This window comes from Protofrankia symbiont of Coriaria ruscifolia (genome assembly GCF_900634745.1).
Classification (GTDB): Bacteria; Actinomycetota; Actinomycetes; order Frankiales; family Frankiaceae; genus Protofrankia; species Protofrankia californiensis.
The window spans coordinates 14,700-36,940 of the sequence record NZ_CAAAFR010000080.1 but is presented as its reverse complement, the minus strand read 5'-3'; the positions used below and the strand labels follow the sequence as shown (position 1 = coordinate 36,940).

The window sequence follows — 22,241 nt, the reverse complement described above, 5'->3', positions numbered from 1 at the left end:
TATCCCCTCAGTACGACCGAGGAAGGCCGAGGCTGTGCTGCGCGACGTAATTGAGGATCATCTCCCGGTTGAGCGGCGCGATGCGCAGCACACGGGCCAGTCCCCACAACGGCACCAGGCCGTACTCGACAGCCATCCCGTTGCCGCCGTGGGTCTGAATAGCCTGGTCCACGGCTGCGAGCGCGGCCTCCGCGGCGGCGTACTTGGCCATGTTCGAGGGTTCGCCCGCGGGCAAACCATGATCATGTGCCCATGCGGCCTTCTGCGTCATCAACGCGGCGAGAGAAGTTTCGATTTTTGCTTTCGCCAGTGGATGCGAAATCCCTTGGTACGCGCCGATCGGATGTTCCCACACCTGTCGGTTGCGCGCGTAGTCGACAGCCTTGCCCAGCGCGTACCGGGCTATGCCGACACACAGCGCGGCGCCGGTGATCCGCTCCGGGTTCAGGCCGTGGAAGACCTGCCGGAACCCGTCCCCCTCCTCGCCGATGAGCGCGCTGGAGGCGACTCGGGCGTTGTCGAAGAAGAGCGTGAACTGCCGTTCGGGAACCTGCACCGCCACCGGCAGCGGGTGGGTGGTCAGGCCGGGCGCGTCAGTTGGCACGACGAACAGCGACAGGCGTGCCTTGCCGGTGGCCTCGTCGGTGCCGGTACGGGCCACCACCAGCACGGTGGCAGCCTCGTCGAAGCCGGAGATGTAGTACTTCTGGCCGGTGAGGAGCCAGTCGTCGCCGTCCCGGACAGCCCGTGTCGCGATCTTGTGGGTGTTCGAGCCGGCGTCGGGCTCGGTGATCGCAAAGACGATCTTGTGGGCGCCGGAGGCGAGGCCCGGCAACCAGCGTTGCTTCTGCTCCTCATTGCCGAAGCGGGAGATCACCTCTCCTGAGATCGCCGACGAGACGAGCAGGAGCAGCAGTGGACACCCCTGGGCTGCGCTCTCCTCGCAGACGGCGGCGAGTTCGACGATGCCACCGCCTCCGCCGCCATACTCCTCCGGGAGATTCACGCCGATGAAGCCCGCTTCGGCGAGAGCCGCCCACACCTCGCTGGTCGGCTTCCTGGCTTCCGAGTGCTCGGTGTAGTAAGCGCCGCCGAACGGTTTGGAGATCGCCGCGACCGTCTCCCGCAGAGCTTGCAGCTCCGCGTCCTCACCGAACTCCACACCGTCTCCAAGTGATTATTCATTGACTAGCGAACCAAAGGAGGAGCGATCATGCCTTATAGGCCACGGACCCATCAACCGCCACAACCGGGCAACCTTTTCGGGACAGAAGTTGTGAAGGATACGAGCTTCTTCGATGCTGCCGGTAATACGTGGACCGGGACCGGCCGACCGCGGCACACGCCGCCGCCACACCGATCTCCGGTACCAGCACGACCATCGCATCCTCCATCACCCGCTCGGTCTCCTCGAGGAGACCGGCACGCCGTTGTCCGCGGGCGCGCTCCCGGACAACGTTTCCAAGAGCGCGTGCAGTTTTCCCTGGACATCGATCACGAGCTGGGCCTTCGCCAGCTCTCTCTCCAACCGCCCGTTCTTCGCGCGCAGCTCAGCGAGTTCGGTGTCACGGGCATCCGCCGGCGGCCGGCCGATCGGCCTTGACAACTCTGCCAAGGCGCCGGCGTCCCGGGCCCGGCGCCACAACGCGATATGCGCCGCGTACAGCCGCTCTCGGCGGAGGATAGCACCTTTCGCACCCGGTGACGTCGCCGCCTCGTACTCCGCCAAGATCGCCAGCTTGTAATCGGCGCTGAACGACCGCTTCTGCGCCCTCACCCGCACCTTCGGATCAGGCTGGCCCGCCTGGTCACCAGCATCGGCCAGCCGGCCGTCGTCAACCAGACCCGGCCCGGCGCTCAGCCCCACAGACACCGACATTCACTCCCTCCCAGCCTAGGTTTCCTCAAGGCCTCCGGCCGCGCGACAAAAAGCATGATCGCACGGCCTTCGACCAGGCAGGTTTCCTCAAGGCCTCCGGCCGCGCCACAAAAAGCATGAAGGGCATGGATCCGCCGTGAAGAGCATCACGGCGTCTGTCCATTACACGTACAACGTGCCCGTGGCCGCCGCACGCTCCAGGGAGTCCGGCGGGCTGAACCGTTCGCCGTAACGCTCGGCCAGCTCATGCGCCCGCGCCACGAATCCAGCCGGTCCCCCCTCGTATTGGTTGATGTACTGGAAGACGCCACCGGTCCACGAGGGGAAGCCGATGCCGAACAACGAGCCAATGTTGGCATCGGCTACCGACTCGATGACTCCCTCGTCCAGTGCGCGTACGGCCTCGATCGTCTCAGCGAACAACAATCTCTCCTTGAGATCGTCGAACGGGATCGTGCGGCCCGGCACCCTGAACGCCTCGCGCAAACCCGGCCACAGCCTCTGCCGACGGCCCGATTCGTCATACTCATAGAATCCGGAGCCGCCGGAACGACCTGTGCGCCCGAACTCGTCGATCATCCGGTCGATGACCTCGTCCGCTGCGTGCGCCTTCCAGACGCCGCCGGCAGCCTCCACCGCCGATCTGGTCTCCTGGCGAATCTTTCTCGGCAGCGTCAGCGTCAGCTCGTCGAGAAGCTGCAGCGCGCCGGCGGGATAGCCGGCCTGTAGCGCGGCCTGCTCGATGCTGGCGGGTGCGATACCGTCACCCACAGCCGCAACCGCCTCGTTGAGGAACGCAATGATGACCCGGCTCGTGAAGAACCCGCGGCTGTCGTTCACAACGATGGGAGTCTTACGGATCTGCTGCACGAAGTCGAAGACTTTGGCGAGAGTTCGATCCGAGGTGCGTCCACCCTTGATGATCTCGACGAGAGACATCTTGTCGACCGGCGAGAAGAAGTGGATGCCGATGAAGTCCTCCGGCCGCTGGACTCCCTGCGCCAGCAGGGTGATCGGCAGGGTCGAGGTATTCGAGCCGAGTACCGCGTCCGGATCGACGATCTCCTCGATCTCGCCGAAGACCTTGTGTTTCAGCTCAACGCTTTCGAAGACCGCTTCGACGACGAAGTCGACTCCGTCGAAGCGGGCCGGATCCTCCGTCGGCTGGATCCGGCCGAGCAGCGCAGCAGCCTCCGCCTCGGAGGTCTTCCCCTTGGACAGCGCCCTGGCCACGATTTTCTCGGCGACGGCCTTGCCCCGCTGGGCGTTGGCAAGGCTGACATCCTTCAGGACCACTGGGATTCCGGCCTTCGCCGCCGCATAGGCAATGCCCGCGCCCATCATCCCGGCCCCGAGAACACCGACCTTCGTCGCCTGGAACCGTTCGAACCCAGCCGGCCTGCTACCACCGGCCTTGATTTGTTGAGTGTCGAAGAAGAACGCCTGGATCAGATTCTTGGCCACCTGACCGGTGGCCAGGTGGATCAGATACCGGGTCTCGATCAGCGACGCCGTGTCGAGATCGACCTGCGCGCCCTCCACGGCGGCGGCGACTATGGCCCGCGGTGCCTCCAGCGGTGCGCCGCCCAACTGAGCACGCAGCTTGGCCGTCAGGCTGGGTAGGACCGACGCCAGGGAAGGGGAAGCCGGTGTCCCGCCGGGTATCTGGTAGTCCTTGGCATCCCACGGCTGACGTGCCTGGGGATTCTGTTGAATCCACGACTTGGCACGAGTGATCAACTCGGGCACGGTTGCCACGATTTCGTCGATCAGCCCGAGCTCGAGGGCGTCAGCGGGGCTGAAACGGGTTCCGGACAGCAGCACCTTCCCGAGGGCGTCGACGACGCCGAGGCTGCGCACGGTCCGCACCACCCCGCCGCACCCGGGCAGTAGCCCGAGCCCGACCTCCGGCAGACCGATCTGGTTCCCCGCAACATCGGCGGCGATCCGATGGTGGGTGGCGAGCGCGAGTTCGAGACCGCCACCGAGAGCAGCGCCGTTGATGGCGGCCACGACAGGTCTGCCGATGGTCTCCAAGGAGCGCAGCAGCCCTTTGATCCGGTTCAGATGTGCTGTGAACTCCGGAGCGTCCTCCTTGCGAAGCGCCTTCAGCTCGTTCAGGTTGCCGCCGGCGAAAAAGGTCTTCTTCGCCGACGTGAGGACGACACCGGTGATCGTCTCCTTCTCTCGCTCAAGCCTGTCGACGGTCCCCTGCAGCGATTCGACGAAGTCCCGGCTGAGGGTGTTCGCCGAAGCTTGCGGATCATCCAGGGTCAGCACGACGACGCCGTCGGAGTCATGCGCCCAATGGATGGTCTCTGTGTACGCCATAGTCGATCCACCCGCATCCGTCGAGATGTTCACACGCGCTCGATGATCGTGGCCACGCCCATACCGCCGCCGATGCACAGCGTGATGAGTGCCCGACGCTGATCCCTGCGCTCGAGTTCGTCGAGCATCGTGGAGACCAACATCGCACCGGTGGCGCCGAGCGGATGCCCCATCGCAATCGCTCCTCCGTTGACGTTCACGTTTTCCTCGGGGATCTTCAGATCCCTTGTCCACTTGAGCACCACCGACGCGAACGCCTCGTTGAGTTCGAAGAGATCGATGTCGTCCAGCGTCAGCCCGGCGCTGGCGAGCACCTTTTCCGTCGCCGGTTTCGGCCCGGTCAGCATGATGGTCGGATCGGCCCCGCTGATCGCCGTGGCGACGACTCTGCCGCGTGGCGTGAGGCCGAGATCCTTGCCCGCCTGCTCCCCGCCGACAAGGACGAGTGCCGCGCCGTCGACGATGCCCGAGGAGTTTCCTCCGGTGTGGACATGGTTGATTTTTTCGACCTCGTGGTATTTCTGAAGCGCGACGGCGTCGAATCCGCCCGACCTGCCGAGGCCTTCGAAAGACGCCTTCAACGCGCCGAGGGACTCCACTGTCGAACCAGGCCGACGATGCTCGTCGTGATCCAGGATCACGACTCCGTTGATGTCCTTGACCGGCACCACCGATCGCGCGAAGTAGCCGTTCCGCCAGGCCGTGTCGGCCTTTTCCTGCGAACGTACGGCGTACGCATCCACGTCCTCGCGGCTGAAACCCTCGATCGTGGCGATGAGGTCGGCGCCGATTCCCTGCGGGGCGAAGTAGTGGTCATAGGTCGTGGTCGGGTCGTTGAACAACGGCCCGCCGTCGGAGAGTATCGACACCCGCGACATCGACTCGACGCCACCGGCGAGGACCAGCCGGTCCCAGCCGGAGCGCACCTTCTGCGCCGCGATATTGGTCGCTTCCAGGCCCGAGGCGCAGAAACGGTTGACCTGTATCCCGCCCACCGTGTCCGGCAGTCCGGAGGCGATCGCCACCGCCTTTGCGATGTCGCCTCCCTGGTCCCCGATCGGGGAGACGACTCCCAGGACCACGTCATCGATATACGCCGGGTCCAGCTGCGGAAGTCTCGTCCGTACCTCGTCGATGAGACCCACCACGAGATCCAGAGGCTTCGTCCCGTACAGCGCCCCTTTCTTTCCCTTCCCGCGAGGGGTTCGAATTGCCTCGTAGATGTACGCCTCGGCTGACAAGGTCACATACCCTTCCTGGGATGTCGCCGGCAAAGGCGACCATTCATGACGGTCTGCACTGGGCGGGTTCGAGTCCGGCGTGTCGACGCCGGACTCTCAGGCCACGTCAGCTTGTGGGCGGCGTTCCCAGCACCAGGGCGAACGCCGCCCGGTTCTCGAGCCCGCCGGAGCGATCGACCGAGATGTACTTCAGCTCGGTGTAGGCGTCGAGTGCGTCGGGGCCGCCTTCGCGTCCCAGGCCACTCTGCTTGGTTCCGCCGAACGGATAGGCCGGGTTGATGACATGCCAGTCGTTCACATAGACCATGCCGGCATCCAGTTGCCGGGCCACGTCCACGGCGCGCGACTCGTCCCGTCCCCACACCCCGGCTGACAGTCCGTAGTTCGTGTCGTTGGCAATCTTGACCGCCTCGTCCACAGAGTCATACGTCAGGACGGTCAGTACCGGGCCGAAGACCTCTTCCCGGGCGATGCGCTGGTCGTTGGTGACGTCCGTGACGATGGTGGGCTCCACCCAGTTCCCAGCGGCGAACTCGGGTCCTTGTGGTACCCCGCCACCCAGGGCGATGGTAGCGCCCTCAGCCCGGGCCGACTCGATGTAGCCCAGGATGCGGTCCCGCTGCCCCGTGCTGATCACCGGGCCGACGTCGGTCGCAAGATCCAACGGGTTTCCGAGCTTGAGGGTCTTCGCCCGCTCCACCAGCCTGGCGAGGAACTCGTCCTTCAGGGTGCTCGGCACAAGAAGCCTGGTTCCCGCCTCACATGCCTGCCCGTTGTTGGCCAGGGCCGCGAACAGCGCTCCATCGACGGCCAGCGGCAGGTCCGCGTCATCAAGAACGATGTTCGGCCCCTTACCGCCCAGCTCCAGCGTCACCCGCTTGACCGTCTCGGCGGACTTACTCAGGATGCTCTTGCCGACTTCGGTCGAACCGGTGAACGCCACCTTGCGGACGTCCGGGTGCCCGCTGAGATAGGCACCCACCGGGTCGCCGTCACCGGTGATGACGTTGAGCACGCCCTTGGGCAGGCCGGCGGCCTCGAACTCCTTGGCCAGTTCGAGGGCCACCAAGGGCGAGTGCTCGTCGGGCTTGAGCACGACGGTGTTGCCCGCGGCGAGCGCCGGAGCGATCTTCCAGACGATGACCAGAAGCGGAATGTTCCACGGCACGATCGCGGCTACCACCCCGAGCGGTTCGCGGCGCAGAATACCCGCGGCCGGGATCGGTCCGATCTCGGGTCCGGGCTTTTCGAACTCGTAGGACTTCGCGAGGTCGGCGATATACCGGAGCTGGCCGATCGACAGGCCGAGATGCAGGGCTCCGGTGACGCGGATCGTCGCGCCGTTCTCGCGGGTCTGGAGAGCCGCGAGCTCCTCCAGCCGCTCCTCGAGACGATCGGCGACCGTGTGCAACAGCGCAGAGCGCTCCTCCGGAGGAGTACGCCGCCACTGCCCCGCCTCGTGCGCGGCCTTGGCCGCGGCAACCGCACGATCGACGTCATCCGTCCCGCCCTTGGCGACGGTTGCCACCAGCTCGTCCGTCGCGGGGCTGCGGATCTCGTACTTCTCCGCGGAATCAACCCATTCTCCGGCGATGAATAACTGGTAGTGCGGTACAGACATCTTGTCCTCCTTTGGACACAGCTGACCTTCAATGACGGCTGACCGGTACGGGCGCTCTCAGTCCAGCGCTCGGAGGTGCCGATACCTGCTTCGATAATAGAGGAGCGGATTGCGCTCCTCACGTGCCTGCAGGGACTCCACAAGACAGGTGACGATATGGTGGTCGCCACCGTCGTGGATCACGGCAACCTTTGCGCCGATGTGGGCGGCAGCGCTGTCCAGCGCCGGCGAGCCGTTGGGCAGCAGTGTCCAGTCGACTCCGGCGAACTTGTCCGCACCGCTTCGCGCGAACCCGTTGCTGACCTCGTCCTGCCCTTCGCTGAGGATGTTGATGCACAGGTTTCCCGCCGCTGCCACCGCCGGCCAGGACGTGGACGACTTGGCCGGGCAGAACAGAACCATCGGCGGTTCCAGGGACAGCGACGTGAACGACTGGCAGGTCAGGCCGACCGGCTGGTCTCCCGCTATCGCCGTCACGACGACAATCCCGCTTGCGAAGCGTGAGAGGACATCACGGAAGTGGGTGGAGTCCACGAGGGGAACCACCGGCGCAGACCGTTCGGACAGGCTTGGGCCGGCATGGCCAGTACAACTATGAGAACTCATCGTCATTCCCATGGTTCGGGGTTCTTCCTCATCTCGCAGGCCGATCGGGCTGGCGTTCACACGCTGCCAGGAAGGTGGCGACCGGCGTTCGGTGGAGCTATCCGATCTGGCGGGTGCGGCCGGCCCAGTAGGGCGCGCGAATCGTCTTCTTGTCAACCTTTCCAGCCGGATTGACCGGCAGCTGGTCGGTGAACACTATCGACTTGGGCGCGGGTACGCTGCCCAGCTGATGTTTGACGTGGATGATCAGCTCGTCCTCGCCGACACGCTGGTCGGGCTTGGTGACCACGACGGCGAATACGGCTTCGCCCCATTTCTCGTGCGGTACACCGAAAACAGCCGCCTGAGCCACCGCCGGATGGGTCAGCAGCACGTCCTCCACCTGCCGCGGGAAGACGTTGAAGCCGCCGCTTACCACCAGGTCCTTCTTGCGGTCCACGATGTAAAGAAACCCGTCGTCGTCGACAAAGCCGATGTCGCCGGTGTGGACCCAGCCGCCGCGCAGCGCCTCCGCGTTGCGCGAGGAGTCGACGTAGGTGAGCATCTGTCCGAGTTGCTGGGAGCAGATCTCGCCCGGCTCGCCGACTGGCAGCGGCCGGTCCTGCTCGTCCTGAATGGTCAGCTTCACATACGGCAGCGGCCGGCCGGCCGACGCCAACCGCTTGACACCTTCCTCGGTGTCCACCCGGTGGTCCTCTTTCCGCAGGCACGACACGTACCCCGGTTCGGTACCGGCATAGGCCTGAATGAAGATCGGGCCGAATATATCGAGTGCCTCACGGAGACGTTCGGGAGCGATCGGGGCACCCGCGTAGATCATGGTCTTGAGCGACGAGAGGTCGAACTTCGCCCGATCAGGGTGATCGAGCAACAGATAGACGATCGTCGGGACCACGGCCGTGGCCGTCACCTTCTCCTTCTCGATCTTCTCGAGGAGAGTACTGACGTCCAGCCCCGGCAACATCACATTCGTGCCGCCGCGCAGAAAGGTCGGCATCACGAAAATCTGGGTGTAATGGGTCAACGGAGCGCCGTGGGCAAAAACCTCACCCGGCCGGATGTCGCCGATCTCCAGGCCGGCGGTGATGCTGTAATGCGCCCACGTAAAGTGAGAATTGATCACACCCTTCGGCTCTCCGGTACTTCCGGAGGTGAAGAGCACATATGCCTCGTCATCCTCTGAAATAGCCACCGAGGGGGGTGTGTCCGGTTGAGAGCCGAAGTGCGTCGCATAGTCGAGAATACCGGGAACAGTCGTGTCCGCGGGCCCACGTCCGTCGTCGAGTCGAATGACCCGCCGCAGGTCGGGCAACCCGGTGACCACCTCGGCGATAATCGCGTCGAACTGTGCATGATATATAAGCGTGGTCGCCGCGGTCTGCTTCAGATTGGCCCGATGACCGGCGGCGGCAGCCCGGGTCGGCAGCTGTACCAGTACCGCTGCGGCCTTCCAGATGCCGTGCTGGGTCGGGATGAACTCCAAGACGTTGGGCAGGAGCAGGCCGACCCTCTCCCCCTTGGTGACCCCTAACGTGCCGAGCCCGTGAGCAACCCGGTTGGCCCACGTCTGCATCTGCCGGTAGGTCAGCCGGCGATCGCCATCGACGATCGCCGTCGAATTCGCGTAGTACAGACAGGCCCGATCGAAGACCTCTGGCAGCGTGCCCCACATGAGTGGTCTACCTCCACCTTCTGGAAATGCCGTTCACCGGGGCTTGTAGAAGCAAGTCCTGGGCCTGTTGGTATTCGTGCGCAAGCCGTTCCGCCAACACCGAGATGTCGAAAACCGCGTCGATTCCGGACACCGAGTGGCCAGCCGCCCAAACGTTGGGCTGGGCAAGCAGCCGGTCCTGGGCGAAGCCGGTATGAGTGTTGCCGTCGAGGCCGGTGGGCGGAGCCTGCGTCACGCCGTGGGCCTCGAGCCAACTTCTGAGCACGTTGGCCGACAGGCCGCTGACCTGCACCGAAGATACGATATCGTCGAGCGTGGCCTCGACCACCGCTTGCCGATACTCCGCAGAGGCCAGGCTCTCGGTTGTGGCGATGAATCGAGTACCGAGATAGGCCAGGTCGGCACCGGCGGCCCGAGCGGCCAGGACACCATGACCGTCGCTGATGCCGCCGGCCAGAACCAGGATCCCGTCGTAGTCGTTGCGCAGAGCCCGTACGAAGGAGACCGGATTGGCCCACCCGGTCTGTCCGCCGGCACCGGCGGACAGCAGCACCAGGCCGTCCACACCGGACTCGATCGCTTTGTGGGCGTGGCGCAGGCTCGCCACGTCGGCCAGCACCAGGATGCCGGCATCGTGCAACGGCCCGATCACTGCCGCGGGAGACCCCACGCTGGTAATGACGATCTCGGGGCGATGCCGCAGCAGGCAGTCCAGGTCGCCGGACAGCCGTGCGTTGGATCGGTGCACGACGAGATTCGCGCCCACCGGGGCAACGGGCGAGGACACGGAGTCAGTACGCTTCGTTGCCGCGGCAATGTGTGACAGCCATGCGTCCAACTCGTCAGTACTTTTCGCGTTATGGGTAGGAAAAGTACCGATGATGCCGTGCACAGCGGCGGCGATCACAAGATCGGGGCCCGACACGTCGGTCATCGGCGCCGCCACCGCCGGAAGTCTCAGTCGTTGATGCCATGCTTGGGGTAATGCCACCGGTACCTCCCACGATTGGCGCAGCGGCGCCGACTCCGGTCCGCCTGTTCAGTCCAACGAACCGGGATCGACGTCCTTCTCCCAGTGGCGCGGGGTGCGGACTGGCAACCCGAGCTGCTGGAATACCGGTGTGTCGTTCCAGTTGGTCAGCTCACGGTCGATTCTGCCGTCGGCATCGAAGTGGTGCCAGGTTTGTCCCCGGGTGGTGAGCTTTTTGCCCTCGGTAGGCACACCCTGGTACCCGGCAAGATGCTCACCGGTCCAGCACCACAGGATCGTGACGGCTTGCGACCCGTTGCCCCCGGTGGTTTCGATCGCTTCGAGCACCTCGAAACGATGAATTCCCATACCGTTGTCGGCATCCTTGTTCGCGTACGGAGCAAGCTGCTCCCGGAGGTCGGCCTTGCTGGGGGCCGTGTCAGGAACCTGGTCGGCATCCTGATGGTCCTCGTACCCGACGTCGTCCGTGTACAAAGTGATCGCCACGTCGGTGTCGCTCGTGATCGCCTGCGTCCAACGCTCGGCGTGTTCGGCGGCCCGGCTCATCGATGTACTCCGTTTCGCTCCTGGTTGGCCTGATTGGGAGTCAGGCGACCATCACACCCGTGAGCACCGGGCCGGTGACGCCGCGGTGAATCGACACCGGCAGGCCCGGGGCGTGCAGCGGGGCGGCCGCGTCCCAGTACGTCAGCTCCCGCCTGATCCGGCCGTCGGAGTCGTAGCCGTGGAAGGTCTGCCCGGAGGTACTGAACGGCTTCCCACCGGTCGGTAGCACTGGATCCCGATACCGTTGTCTGGTCAACGTACCGGCTGTGCGCTTTCACCGCGCTTTCACCAAACGCCTTCAGCGATAACACGGCGAACCGCTGAGAAGACATCTGGTCACCCCTCCTTCTGGAGTACCAGCGGGCCGAAGGATACACGATCATGGTTTTCGCACGCACCCGCGGCCTCCCCAGGAAACCTGGGAAAGACGCTGCCGATCCGGTCGGCGGGTAGGTAGGTGAACCAACCGTAGAACCAGTTTGAAGATGCCGCCTCATCCTCCGGGGGTAAAGACGGTGCCCCTTCGGGTGAACCGGCAGGCCAGCGCGGCACGCGCCGCCGCGTAGTCCGGCCACGGAAGATCCCCCGCCGGTCGACGGTGACCGGCTTGCCGTGCCCTCGTAACGATGAGAAGCCACGGTCGCGGACCGAGTGCGTCCATGGACAGCACGCTTGTGACACGCCGCCGGAATCTCCCTGGCAAGCGGCCGTTCCCAGAGTTGTGTCACCCCATCGAAGGGCAGAATCTCTCCTGTGGGGAGATTCCGACGGGAGGCGTCGCGATTAGGTTTACGAGCACATGGTCGTCGATGGTTGGGAGTGAGTTGCGGTATGGGGAAGCACGACGTGGAAATAACCCCGGCCGAGCAGGCCGAGGTGATACAGATAGCCCGTTCGCTGGCGAAGCATTTCGCTGAGGCCGGACCACGGGCTGATGCCGAGAACCGCTTTCCGACCGAGCTCGTGCCGCTCTACAAGGAGAGCGGCCTGCCCGCCCTGGCCGTCCCGAAGAAGTACGGCGGCCTCGGCGCCGACATCTGGACCACTACCTTGGTGTCCAGGGAGCTCGCCAAGGGCGACCCGGCCATCGCGCTGGCGTTCAACATGCACCAGACCATGATCGGTATCTTCCGTGGCCTACTGGACGAGGAGACCCGCGAGCGGGTCTTCTCCGAGGTCGTCAACGAGCGCAAGATCGTCTGTGGGCCCTTCAGCGAGGACCGGGCCGGGCTGACCGGCCTCGCCGACACCGTGGCGGTCCCCGACGGTGAGGGCGGCTGGCACATCAGCGGCAAGAAGACCTGGGCCACCCTCTGCCTGGGGGCCGACATCGTCGCCTTCAACGCCACCGTCACCGACCCCTCCGGAGAGCTGCCCGAGGACTTCCAGGAGCACGCGGCCCGCGAGTCCGTCTTCGTCATACCGATCGACACGCCCGGGATCAGCATCATCGAGACCTGGGACACCCTGGGGATGCGCGCGACCGGCACCCACACGCTCGTCTTCGACAAGGTCCACGTGCAGGCCTCGTCGTACGGCGGCAACTTCCGCAACGGCCTCTTCGGCGAGTTCGAGTGGGCGTCGCTGAGCTTCTCCGGTGTCTACCTCGGCCTCGCGGAGAAGGCCTACACCGAGACCCGGGAGATCCTCAAGAAGAAGTCCCTCGGTGCGACGCAGGAGGGCAAGGACGTCGCCCTGAAGGGGATCGGCTACATCCAGTACGGGCTTGGCAAGATTCTGCTGGAGACGGAGACGGCGGCCCGGGCGCTGGAGACGACCGCCCGGATCCTCATCGAGGGCCGTGACGCCGAGTGGGACCCGATCGCGCGGGCGGCGTTCGTCGACGTCACCAAGGTCGCCGCGACCGAGACGGCGATCAAGGTGACGGACGCCGCGCTCCGTCTGGTCGGCGGCTCGGCCTTCCGGCGCGGGCACGTCCTGGAGCGGCTCTACCGGGACGCCCGTGGCGGACCGTTCCACCCACTGACGACCGACCAGGCCTACGACCTGCTCGGCCGGTCCGAACTGGGCCTGCTCGGCGCTCCGTAGAGGTGGACCTCAACCGGCGAGCGCTGCACTGACGACCGCTGTACCGACTACAGCGCTCTGTCTGTGGTGACCGCGACTTGTTTCAGCCGCGGTCACCACAGAGGTTCGCCGTCACCATCCGGTGAAAATCGGCTATCTGGTGAGGATCGGCGCCGCACTCACCACGATCATGACTCGCGATTCAGGCATTGACCTCACGCATGGTCATCCCGAGGGATCCCGCGATCGCCTGGGACCGGTTCACCGCGCCGAGCTTGCGCAGAATGTGTTTCACATGTGACTTCACGGTCTCCTCGGCGATGACGAGCGTTTCCGCGATGGCGCTGTTCGTAGCACCCGCCACCATCAGCTCCAGGACCTCCGATTCCCGCGCGGTGAGATCGCCGCCGGTGTGCGCGGCGGCAATCGGGGCGGGGAGGACACCGTTGCCAGGCATGGCTCCGGTGTCCGCATGCCGCGAGAGATCGATGCCCGCGTCACAGAACTCGTTCATCATCTGGACCGCCGAGGAGAGGATCTCGCGGACGTGGTTGCGCTGAGTACGGAGACGCTCCATCAACACGGCTCGTTCATAGACGTGGCTGAAGCCCTCGGCGAACATCCAGAGAACGTCCCGGTCAACATCGTCGACGCGACGCGACGACGGATGGTGATCCGCGTGCAGGAAACCGACGACGTCCGTCCCACGCATCACCGGGGCCACGACATAGGACTTGGAGTGCCCGGACTCCACGATGATCGACCGGTGGACGTTCGTGCTCGCGGTGTCGTACACGACCGTGGGCTGGCACTCGGTCAGCAGCCTGGTCTCGGGCGTCAGGCCCTCGAGTGGAATCGGCTGGTCGACCCAGCGCGCAAACCATGACTCGAACTCGTCACCGTTGCTGAAGTAGGCCATCCACGGACGCCAGACGCCGTTCTCCACCCGCGAGAGCACCGCGCGACCGAACCCGCAGCGATGTACCAGTTCTTCGCACACTTGATCCAGCAGGTCAGTCGAGCTCGGCAGCCCTCGCAGACGCTGCAGTCCGGCGGCGCAGTCGGCGAACCGCCGTGTGCGCAGGTTCAGGTCGTACTGGTAGAGGTCGAAAGCGAGTTCCTGTAGATCCAGGATGAGACGGTACAGGTGTAGGCCGGCCTCGCTGACTGGACCGGTGACGACTCGTAACCGGTCGATGCAGTGCCCGGTCAGGGTGGAGACGACCTCGGCCGACGTCGACAGGCCATCGGGAACAATGGATGCCGTCGGCTCCACGTGGAGGGCAGCACGAACCTCACAATGCATGAATTCGATGCGAGCGGCGAGATCACGTCCACGCCGTCGCCAACCTCGGTCGCCGGCAGGCGTCGCAAACATGCTGGGTTTGCGGTCAGGGGCCGCCGCGGTCATAACGCGCGGTCCTGACTGCGCGCGAGGTACAGGTACCGGGCGATCGCCTCGGCTCGGTTCGACGCGTGCAACTTGCGCAGGATGTGCTTCACGTGTGATTTCACCGTAGTTTCGGAAACGGTCAGGCGATCGGCGATCTGTGCGTTGGTCGCTCCGCTGGCCAGCAGAGCGAGCACCTCCCGCTCCCGTGGGGTGAGCCCGTCCGGGAGACGGGGCGCCGAGGCCGCGAGCATGGACGGCAGCGACACCGGCGGCCTGGATTCCGTAGCCGGAATGTTCTGCCGCACGAGCTGGACCGGGGCGGCGCTGAGCCCCTCGGTCATCGTTCGGGCGGCGTAGAACGCCTTCCCGATCCGCTCGCGCTGCAGTGCAAGGCGTTCGAGAAGCACCGTGCGCTCGAGGATCAGGCCGAGGCCGTCGGCGAAGATCTGGATGCGGTCGCGGTCGTCACCGGTCAGGCGACGCCCCGACGAATATGTGTCCGCGTGTAGGTAGCCGACGACCGAACCACCCGCGATGATCGGCGCGACGACATACTCTCGCGTCTGGGACACCTCGATCAGTGGACGGAAGGCTCGGGTCTCGGACTGCGCGTTCTGGATCAGCGCCGGCGCCTTCCGGCGGACGAGTTCGGCTTCGGGCATCGAGGACGTCAACGCAATCCTCAAGTCCTGGATGAAGTCCCGAAACGCCGCGTTGACCGCACTGTCAGTGTCGACCTCGACATGCAGCGTAGCCGGCAGCCAGGTCGAACCGCGCAGGCTGGAAATCATCGCCCGGTCGAATCCACAGGCCGCGCACAAGGCGGCCGGAGCGGACGCGATGACCTCCGCGGAGGTCGTTGCCCGGCGCACCCGAGCGAGCTCCTCGCGGATTCGGCTCAGTGCTTGGAACGGCATTCCCAACGTGCGCTCGCGCAGATCGGTCTGCACGGCACTGAGCTCGGCAAGGAGGTCACAGGCCCGGGCGGAGTGCCCCGCCTGGAGTTCCGTGCCGATGGATTCGCCGTCAATCCGCTCGAGCCTGGCCGCAAGAGCCGAGGCCAACCGGCTGCCGGGCTCGGCCGGAGCCGCATCCACCGCCACATGTAATGCCGAGACCAGCAGCCCCTGCCGAACCCGGAGGTCTGCCTGTGCCAATGTAGTAGTGGAATATGGTGACGCCACTGTCCCTTGTCCTCCACATCCGAAGTGTGACCGATCGCGACGACAGCGCCCCCCGACGTCCGTCGCCCCCTCTGGCAAAGTCAGCCACAGCCCCAGAGCCCAGGTCCATGTGTTGCAGAATTTACTTCGGGACAAACCGTAGGTGATTCAGGTCACGTCGTCAAGTCACCTCGTCAAGGTCCTTTGACAAGGCCCTTTCGTCGAGGCTCCCGTCGTCAGGGCTTCCAGCCGGCGTAGGCAGGCCGGCAGATGTCGCCGGCCGGATATCAGCCGTGCAGGATGCGAGCGGCAACCAGCTGCAACTTATCCGTTACCCCTGGCTGTTTTCGCAGATGGGCCGTGCGTGCCACGTCGTTGACCACCATCAGCACGGCGTGGATACGAAAAAGCGCCGCGGACCGGTCCAGCTCCGGGTGCGTGACCTCCATCAGGGACACCCATTCCGCGACGTAATCGTGCTGCGTCTTACGAATTCTGTGACGATTCGGATACGGTAGGTTCATAACCTCGGCGACCAGCACGTTGACGAGATCAGTATGTGCCATCGCGAAGTCGATGTAAGCCACCACCGCGTTCTCCAGTCCGTCCAAGGCGGTCGTGGCAGTCGACAGCGCTCGGGACATTCCCAGCTGCAGGGGCTCGGCCGCGCGCGCGACGATCGCCGTCAGCAGGTCGGCCTTTGTGGCGAAATGCCGGTAGACGCCGGTGCTGGTCACCCCGACCTCGGCGCCGACCTCCTCCATGGTCACCGTCTGATAGCCACGGCTGCTGAACAACCGGGCCGCGGCCACCAGCAGCGCCTCACGACGCACCCGGGGTGACAGGCCCGTCTCAGCAGCGCCGGGATCCGTACCCGGGACCTCGGACGCGGCGCCGGCGATGTCGGCGGTACACACCGACAGGGCCATCCTGCGAAGCAGCGCGACCATCGCCTCCGGCGGGGCCGAGACCCGGTGGTAGGAAGGGCTGGTGAGCACGGCGAGTGCACACCATGCCAGCAGCTCGGCGTCATCTCGGCTCAGCTCGTCGCGCGTGTCGTTCATGGCGGTGACAAAGCCCGACAGGAAGGCGAAGAACCTCTCCCGCATTCGCTGCCGCTGCTCGTCGCTGAGATGGCGGGTCTCCCGACTCCACAACACTCCGAGATCACGCCGCCTGCCCGCGGTTTCAGCCAGGTCCTGCACCATGGCCGTGAGCTGACCGCAGCGATGCCGATCGACGACGGCCGCCGCCAGCTCGAAACTGTCGGTCAGCGTGCACGCCAGCAGCTCTTCCTTGCTGCGGAAATGTCGATAGAGCGCGCCGGCGGTGATCCCGACCGCGCTGGCGATGTCCTCGGTACCCACGTTGTGATAACCGAATCGATAGAACAGGTCACTGGCCGCAGTGATGATCTGAGCTCTGCGGTCGCGTGGGCGCGGAGTCCTCGTGATCGTTCCTCTGCCACCACGCTCACTCACCGTCTGCTCCCCCTGCCGTCCCGTTCGGATGCGGATCTCACCCAAGCTCCCCTGCCGAGGCCGGCGGACAAAGCACGATCCGACGGCAACGCCCTCAACCGGAGTCCTCAGCCGGAGTCCGAGCCCGTGGACCGGCACCGTCGCAGGCCGCTGAAGGGATGGGAGTTGTTGACCCATTAAGTTACTCCTGATTTACTTCTCGCCGTCGGAGTCAATTCTCCACGATCGGTCGTACGTCGATCGCGCCTTGATCCCGGCATCGCTCTTCTGCTTGGTACAGCGCTGGTCGGCTTCCCGTATCGGGCGGCCGGCCAGGAGAAACGATGATCCTCACCGGCGTTCGCGACCGGCGGGCCCACCCATGCGCCACCGGGTCGTCAAGGCACGGCATCCGACCTGCGCGGGGCGAGTCGACCCCGGTAGCAGACACGAACCGCCACCGTGACGATCAGAAGGAGCTGGCAGTGCTGGTTGACGGACACATCGGTGGATCTATAGACGGGACCAGCGGTGCGGACATCGCTGGCATCTCGGCTCAGATCACGGAGGCTGAGCAGATCGGCTACGACGGGGTATGGACGACCGAGATCGGCCGCGACCCGTTTCTGCCACTGCTCCTGGCTGCGGACCGCTCGCCGCGGCTACAGGTCGGGACGGCCATAGCCGTGGCGTTCGCCCGTAACCCGATGACCATGGCGTCAACAGCGAACGATCTTCAAGCATTCAGTTCCGGCCGGTTCGTACTAGGTCTGGGCTCTCAGATCAAACCACATATTCAGCGCCGTTTCAGCATGCCGTGGTCCGCACCGGCCGACCGGATGCGGGAGTTCGTCCTGGCCATGCGGGCAATATGGCGTAACTGGCACCACGGGGAACCTCTTGACTTCCGCGGTGACATATACCAGCACACGTTGATGACGCCGACGTTCAATCCCGGCCCCAACCCCTACGGCCCGCCGCCGGTTCTGATCGCCGCGGTCGGAGCGAAGATGACCTCGGTTGCCGCGGAAGTCGCCGACGGAATGCTGGTGCATGCGTTCACCACGGAACGCTACCTGCAGGAGGTCACGCTCCCCAACGTGGAGTCGGTCCTCCATGAAAACGGAAAGAAGCGGGAGCAGTTCACGCTGTCCTACACGGGACTGGTGGCCACCGGGCTCGACGAGAAAAGCTACGACGAAGCAGTGCGGACGGTACGTAATCGCATCGCCTTCTACGGGGCCACGCCGGCCTACCGCGGCGTCCTGGAGCTGCACGGCTGGGGTGACCTGCACACAGAGCTCCACCGGCTGTCCAAGCAGAACGACTGGGACGTCATGACCGAGCTCGTGGACGACACCGTGCTGCACACGTTCGCGGTGGTCGGCGAACCGGCTGCGGTCGCGAAGGATATCCGGCGCCGTTTCGACGGCCTGATCGACCGTTTCACTCTGTATGTGCCCTACACAATGGCCGACGAGGCCCGGCGGACCATTGTGGCGGGGCTGCAGGAGAACTGACCGGCTGCCGGCGGCGCGAAAACATAAAAAATGATCACGCCGCCTTTGCCCCCTGGTCAGATGGAAAGGATCGGCCCGACCACGCCGAGCAGGACGAAGAACACCGCGATGATCTGACAGGACCACGCGCCCCGACGCAATGACCGCTCCTTTTTCGCCTGCCCCTCCGCTGACAGGGATGTCGGCACGAGTTCAGCGGCATGTCGACGTCCCCACCGGCCGATTCCGAAAAACGCGGCAGCGAACACCAACTGCAGTATCGCGGCGGTCATCGTGACGGCGGAACGGACGACGGTGAAATGGACGACGGTGAAATGGACAATGACGGTGGTTGCACGCCGTTCGCGCCCGGCTGCGGAACCGCCGCGGAATCGTCGGGTGGCGGCGCGTCGGGATCCGCGGGCCGGTAGTCGTCGGCGTACTCCACGTCCGCCGCTTTGATCCGTTCGGCGAGCCACTTCCGCCATACCGCGAGCGCGCGCTCGGAGCGAAGCGCGTCACGTACCTGATCCTTGACCTGCTCGTAGGGCGGCTGGACAGCTGGTTTGCTCTCGACGACCTGGCCGACGTTCCACCCGAAGCGGGTCTGCACCGGACCGAACACCGAGCCCACAGCAGCCGCGAACGCGGCCTTGGCGTACTCGGACTCCAGCTGCGGGGCGGCAACAAGCCCCAGATCGCCCTGTTTGCTCCGGGTCGCCTCGTCCAGCGACGTCTCGTTCACGAGGGCGGCGAAGTCCGTCCCGGAGCTGGCACGCTGCACCACCTGGTCCGCCTGCTCCTTGGTGGCGACCACGGTGTTGCGCAGGTGTCGCTGCTCGGGAACCAGGAAGTCCGCTTTGTGACTGTCGTAGTACGCGGGCAGCTGGTCGTCAGCGACGGTCCCGGCCGTCGGGCCGGTCACGTCCTGGAAGAGCCGTGCCGTGCGCTGCTGACGCTTGATCTCGTCGAGGACGTCGTTCTCGGACACGCCCAGCTTGCCCAGCAGGTCGGTGAAGGCACGCTGCCCGTCCGACCCCATCTGCTCGTCGATCATCTTGTTGAGGGTGTCGCGGGCCGACTTGTCCGCGATCACGATCTGATGGTCGGCGGCGGCGTTGTCCAATATCATCCCGACCGCGACGGCCTTGGCGACGTCACGGCGGAACTGCTCCAGTTCCGTGCCTCCGACGGGCTCACGAATCCCGTAGAGAGCACCGAGGACCTTGACCCGGTTGTGCAGCTGGTCCTTGGTCACCACGGTGCCGTCGACGCGGAAAGCGGCGTCGCCGGGCAGCCCGACCACCAACGGCACGATGAGGAACGCGAGCCCGGCGATGACCAGCGGTATCAGCACCGCCAGGACGATGCGGGCCCATAACCGGCCCGGCAGGCCCGGTAGGCCCGGTAACGTGACCTTCACACCTTCGCCTCCGTCCTCGCTGCGCTCAGCGCGCCACCCGGCCTCGTCACGCTGAGCGCACCGTCGGCCCGCGGCGCACGCACCGGGCGGGTAGGGAACAACCGGACGACGACAAACGCCGCCAGCAGCGACAGGCCGACCGTGGCCGCCAGAAAGATACCGAACTGCCGGATGAGCGACAGACTCGACGCCGCCAACGCCAGATAGCCGGTGGACGCGGCCGCCGCCGCCACACCCACCGACCGGCGCAGCCGCGGCGACCGACGTGTGTACCCCTGACCGAGCAGCACGCTGAACTCGCAGGCGGTGGCGGTGGCCAGCGAACCCAGTGTGACGGTCAGCGGGGTGAGTGCGACGCCGCACACCCACGCCCCGGCCAGTCCCCACCCGGTGGCCAGCACCGCGGCCAGCACGGCGCGCACGGCGTCGGAACGGCGCGGCAAGCCCACCAGGAGCACCAGCCCCGCCGCCGCGATCCCGATCAGACTCGCCGGGTACCGGTCCCCGGACACCAGCTCGTATCCGCGGGCGGCCACCACCGGCAGCCCCACCAGGTCGGCACGCAGCCCCGCCGGCGGCGGGGGCAACGAGGCACGCACATCGTCCAGCAGGATCTTCTGCTCCGCGACGTCCTGGAGCTCGACACCGAAACTGATCACCGCCTGCCGGGCGTCGTCGCGCACGACGGCGGCGCCGAGGTAGTGCGGGAGCTGCTCGAGCCCGGCCGTGATCTGGTCGGGTGTCGGCGAGGATCCCAGGAAGGCCAACAGGTCGGGAAGGCTCACGATGGGATGCAGGTCGCCGCCGAAACGCCGGATGGTGGCGTCCTCGGCCTGTCGCATCCAGGCCAACGCCTCCGGCGTCACCACGTTCACCCCGCTGACCAGGATCTGGACTTCACCTGCCGATCCGAGCACGTCCTCGGCGTGCTGCGCGTCAGCCAGCGCGGGCACGCCCTGGGCGAGCCGGTCCGGCCGGGCTTCGACATCGAGAGACGCAAGCGCCGACCAGCCCAGTCCCGCGACAGCGACAAGCACGATCAGCACGCCGATCCGGCGTGCTCTCGACATCGTCGGCACCGGCTCGTCGTCCGCCGGTGGTTGCTCGACCTCGGTGGTCACGACCCGGTACCGGAACAGGACCGCCAGCCCGACGGCCACCAGGACACCGGCCGCAAGCGCGAATCCGAGGTCTCGGACGAACGGCACCGGCGACAGCCCCAGGGAGGCAAAACCCGCGGCGCTGGCCAGTGCCGCCACGAGCACGCGCCGCGGTTCGGCTCCCCGGATCAGGTAGGCGGGAAAGTCGCTGCCGATCCCGACGAGGATGGGAAGGAACGCGACGACCCCGAGCGAGAGCGGACGCCCCAGCCACCCGAGGGCCGCGAGCGTGAGCACTGTCGCGCCGAGTGTCGCGACCAGGGGCAGCAGCCGGTGGCGTCTGCGCCGCACCCAGGGCAGCAGCACGTAGCACGCGGCGATCAACCCGAGGGCCAGCGCGCCGAGCAGGGGGATCTCGCGCCGTACCTGCCCACCGAGATCGGCGGCGACCGCGGGCATGCCGGTGACGGTCAGCCGTGTCGTCCGCAGCCCGGCGGTTTCCGCGATCCTGCGCGCGGCGGCGACCAACCGCTCGGTTCCCGCCTGGTCCAGGCCTTCCCGGGGACGGACGAGGATGGCGACGGCGTTCGGTGCCGGCACGACGAACCGCCACTGCTGCCGGGGAGCGCCCCCCTGCTCGAACACCACCGCGTTGACGAAAGCCGGATTGCGCATCGTGGGCAGACCGGCGGGCAGACCACGCACGAGCAGGCTGCCGTACCGCAGGTCGAACTCCGCGACCGCCGCATCGCCCGCTTCGGTGACCTGGGCGTCGGAACGACCGTCGGCACGCGCCTGCTCTTCGGCCGTGGCCCGCAGGGCGTCACGCTTGCCGGACACGGTCGCGAGCAGGTTCTGCGCCGAACCCGCGATCTGGTTCAGCACGGTCCCCGGGCCGTAGACCACGGCCACGTCGGGCAGCTGCGCGAGATTCCCCTCCAACCCCAGCAGCTTGGGGATCTCGTCGGTGCCGAGCAGCTCACGGGCGTTGGCCGACTCCGCGAGGATGACGATCGGGTCACCGCCGAAGGAACGCGCGGACTCCTGCAACGCGCGCTGCGCCGGATCCCCGGCGGGCAGGAAGGATGTCGTCGTGGTGTCCGAGCGGACCCGGGTGAGCCCCATGCCCGCCGCTAGCGCCACAACCACCAGGACGGCGAACCCGGCGCACTGCCGCGCGGACGGGCGCCACCGCACGGCTGTGCGCCACCCCGCGGACGGGCGCCACCGAGCGCCCGGCAGCCGCAGTGAACGGATCCACCGCGACGCCGGACGCCGGAAGGCAGGT

Annotated in this window: 18 protein-coding genes; 2 read left to right on the top strand and 16 right to left on the bottom strand. The window is 66.1% G+C overall.

Annotation, left to right across the window (positions count from 1 at the left end):
- Nucleotides 1–7: 7 nt before the first annotated feature.
- The 10 genes from CV1CTNOD_RS11230 to CV1CTNOD_RS11185 form a co-directional block, all read right to left on the bottom strand.
- Nucleotides 8–1,162: an acyl-CoA dehydrogenase family protein gene (locus CV1CTNOD_RS11230; protein ID WP_131786058.1), complete on the bottom strand. Its 1,155-nt coding sequence runs from the start codon at nt 1,160–1,162 to the stop codon at nt 8–10.
- A 231-nt stretch (nt 1,163–1,393) separates the two neighbouring features.
- Complete coding sequence (locus tag CV1CTNOD_RS11225) at nt 1,394–1,879, bottom strand: hypothetical protein (protein ID WP_207386353.1); 486 nt, start codon at nt 1,877–1,879, stop codon at nt 1,394–1,396.
- Nucleotides 1,880–2,041: 162 nt separating this feature from the next.
- Nucleotides 2,042–4,210, bottom strand: coding sequence for a 3-hydroxyacyl-CoA dehydrogenase NAD-binding domain-containing protein (locus CV1CTNOD_RS11220; RefSeq protein ID WP_131786056.1), 2,169 nt, complete (start codon nt 4,208–4,210; stop codon nt 2,042–2,044).
- Nucleotides 4,211–4,239: 29 nt separating this feature from the next.
- Nucleotides 4,240–5,451, bottom strand: a complete 1,212-nt coding sequence (locus CV1CTNOD_RS11215; RefSeq protein ID WP_131766722.1) for an acetyl-CoA C-acetyltransferase — start codon at nt 5,449–5,451, stop codon at nt 4,240–4,242.
- Nucleotides 5,452–5,557: 106 nt separating this feature from the next.
- Complete coding sequence (locus CV1CTNOD_RS11210; RefSeq protein ID WP_131786055.1) at nt 5,558–7,072, bottom strand: aldehyde dehydrogenase family protein; 1,515 nt, start codon at nt 7,070–7,072, stop codon at nt 5,558–5,560.
- A 57-nt stretch (nt 7,073–7,129) separates the two neighbouring features.
- Nucleotides 7,130–7,618, bottom strand: coding sequence for a flavin reductase family protein (locus CV1CTNOD_RS11205; RefSeq protein ID WP_242606595.1), 489 nt, complete (start codon nt 7,616–7,618; stop codon nt 7,130–7,132).
- 157 nt (nt 7,619–7,775) lie between these two features.
- Complete coding sequence (locus tag CV1CTNOD_RS11200; protein ID WP_131786053.1) at nt 7,776–9,350, bottom strand: AMP-binding protein; 1,575 nt, start codon at nt 9,348–9,350, stop codon at nt 7,776–7,778.
- Between the two features lie 7 nt (nt 9,351–9,357).
- Nucleotides 9,358–10,284: a nitronate monooxygenase gene (locus CV1CTNOD_RS11195; RefSeq protein ID WP_242606594.1), complete on the bottom strand. Its 927-nt coding sequence runs from the start codon at nt 10,282–10,284 to the stop codon at nt 9,358–9,360.
- A 105-nt stretch (nt 10,285–10,389) separates the two neighbouring features.
- Nucleotides 10,390–10,887 carry a ketosteroid isomerase-related protein gene (locus tag CV1CTNOD_RS11190; protein WP_131786051.1) on the bottom strand — a complete coding sequence of 166 codons (498 nt, stop codon included), beginning with the start codon at nt 10,885–10,887 and terminating at the stop codon, nt 10,390–10,392.
- Between the two features lie 40 nt (nt 10,888–10,927).
- Nucleotides 10,928–11,143 (bottom strand): hypothetical protein, encoded by a 216-nt coding sequence (locus CV1CTNOD_RS11185; protein ID WP_131786050.1) that lies wholly within the window; start codon nt 11,141–11,143, stop codon nt 10,928–10,930.
- Nucleotides 11,144–11,718: 575 nt separating this feature from the next.
- On the opposite strand from CV1CTNOD_RS11185, the gene CV1CTNOD_RS11180 reads away from it, so the two are divergent.
- Complete coding sequence (locus tag CV1CTNOD_RS11180) at nt 11,719–12,936, top strand: acyl-CoA dehydrogenase family protein (RefSeq protein ID WP_131786049.1); 1,218 nt, start codon at nt 11,719–11,721, stop codon at nt 12,934–12,936.
- Nucleotides 12,937–13,117: 181 nt separating this feature from the next.
- Here CV1CTNOD_RS11180 and CV1CTNOD_RS11175 read toward each other — a convergent pair whose 3' ends face one another.
- The 3 genes from CV1CTNOD_RS11175 to CV1CTNOD_RS11165 form a co-directional block, all read right to left on the bottom strand.
- The gene (locus tag CV1CTNOD_RS11175; protein WP_131786048.1) at nt 13,118–14,326 is read right to left on the bottom strand and encodes a helix-turn-helix transcriptional regulator; all 1,209 of its coding nucleotides are present in this window, start codon (nt 14,324–14,326) and stop codon (nt 13,118–13,120) included.
- Nucleotides 14,323–15,492 (bottom strand): helix-turn-helix transcriptional regulator, encoded by a 1,170-nt coding sequence (locus CV1CTNOD_RS11170; RefSeq protein WP_131786047.1) that lies wholly within the window; start codon nt 15,490–15,492, stop codon nt 14,323–14,325. The genes CV1CTNOD_RS11175 and CV1CTNOD_RS11170 overlap by 4 nt, the downstream gene beginning before the upstream one ends.
- A 266-nt stretch (nt 15,493–15,758) precedes the next feature.
- Complete coding sequence (locus CV1CTNOD_RS11165; RefSeq protein WP_131786046.1) at nt 15,759–16,952, bottom strand: TetR/AcrR family transcriptional regulator; 1,194 nt, start codon at nt 16,950–16,952, stop codon at nt 15,759–15,761.
- Between the two features lie 464 nt (nt 16,953–17,416).
- Between CV1CTNOD_RS11165 and CV1CTNOD_RS11160 the strand changes: the two genes are divergently transcribed.
- Entirely contained in the window at nt 17,417–18,451 is a 1,035-nt protein-coding gene (locus CV1CTNOD_RS11160) for a TIGR03617 family F420-dependent LLM class oxidoreductase (protein ID WP_131786045.1), read from the top strand.
- Between the two features lie 56 nt (nt 18,452–18,507).
- On the opposite strand, the gene CV1CTNOD_RS11155 is transcribed toward CV1CTNOD_RS11160, so the two are convergent.
- From CV1CTNOD_RS11155 to CV1CTNOD_RS11145, 3 genes are read right to left on the bottom strand one after another with little or no spacing between them, the layout of a single operon-like run.
- The gene (locus CV1CTNOD_RS11155) at nt 18,508–18,723 is read right to left on the bottom strand and encodes a hypothetical protein (RefSeq protein ID WP_131786044.1); all 216 of its coding nucleotides are present in this window, start codon (nt 18,721–18,723) and stop codon (nt 18,508–18,510) included.
- Complete coding sequence (locus CV1CTNOD_RS11150) at nt 18,720–19,853, bottom strand: peptidylprolyl isomerase (RefSeq protein ID WP_131786043.1); 1,134 nt, start codon at nt 19,851–19,853, stop codon at nt 18,720–18,722. The genes CV1CTNOD_RS11155 and CV1CTNOD_RS11150 overlap by 4 nt, the downstream gene beginning before the upstream one ends.
- Nucleotides 19,850–22,150 carry an RND transporter gene (locus tag CV1CTNOD_RS11145; protein WP_131786042.1) on the bottom strand — a complete coding sequence of 767 codons (2,301 nt, stop codon included), beginning with the start codon at nt 22,148–22,150 and terminating at the stop codon, nt 19,850–19,852. The genes CV1CTNOD_RS11150 and CV1CTNOD_RS11145 overlap by 4 nt, the downstream gene beginning before the upstream one ends.
- Between the last annotated feature and the right edge of the window lie 91 nt (nt 22,151–22,241).

Bases quoted from the DNA above. Each gene is read 5' to 3' on its own strand.
- CV1CTNOD_RS11225 (WP_207386353.1), bottom strand. From the start codon at position 1,879: ATGTCGGTGTCTGTGGGGCTGAGCGCCGGGCCGGGTCTGGTTGACGAC.
- CV1CTNOD_RS11220 (WP_131786056.1), bottom strand. From the start codon at position 4,210: ATGGCGTACACAGAGACCATCCATTGGGCGCATGACTCCGACGGCGTC.
- CV1CTNOD_RS11210 (WP_131786055.1), bottom strand. From the start codon at position 7,072: ATGTCTGTACCGCACTACCAGTTATTCATCGCCGGAGAATGGGTTGAT.
- CV1CTNOD_RS11200 (WP_131786053.1), bottom strand. From the start codon at position 9,350: ATGTGGGGCACGCTGCCAGAGGTCTTCGATCGGGCCTGTCTGTACTAC.
- CV1CTNOD_RS11195 (WP_242606594.1), bottom strand. From the start codon at position 10,284: ATGACCGACGTGTCGGGCCCCGATCTTGTGATCGCCGCCGCTGTGCAC.
- CV1CTNOD_RS11190 (WP_131786051.1), bottom strand. From the start codon at position 10,887: ATGAGCCGGGCCGCCGAACACGCCGAGCGTTGGACGCAGGCGATCACG.
- CV1CTNOD_RS11180 (WP_131786049.1), top strand. From the start codon at position 11,719: ATGGGGAAGCACGACGTGGAAATAACCCCGGCCGAGCAGGCCGAGGTG.
- CV1CTNOD_RS11175 (WP_131786048.1), bottom strand. From the start codon at position 14,326: ATGACCGCGGCGGCCCCTGACCGCAAACCCAGCATGTTTGCGACGCCT.
- CV1CTNOD_RS11155 (WP_131786044.1), bottom strand. From the start codon at position 18,723: ATGACCGCCGCGATACTGCAGTTGGTGTTCGCTGCCGCGTTTTTCGGA.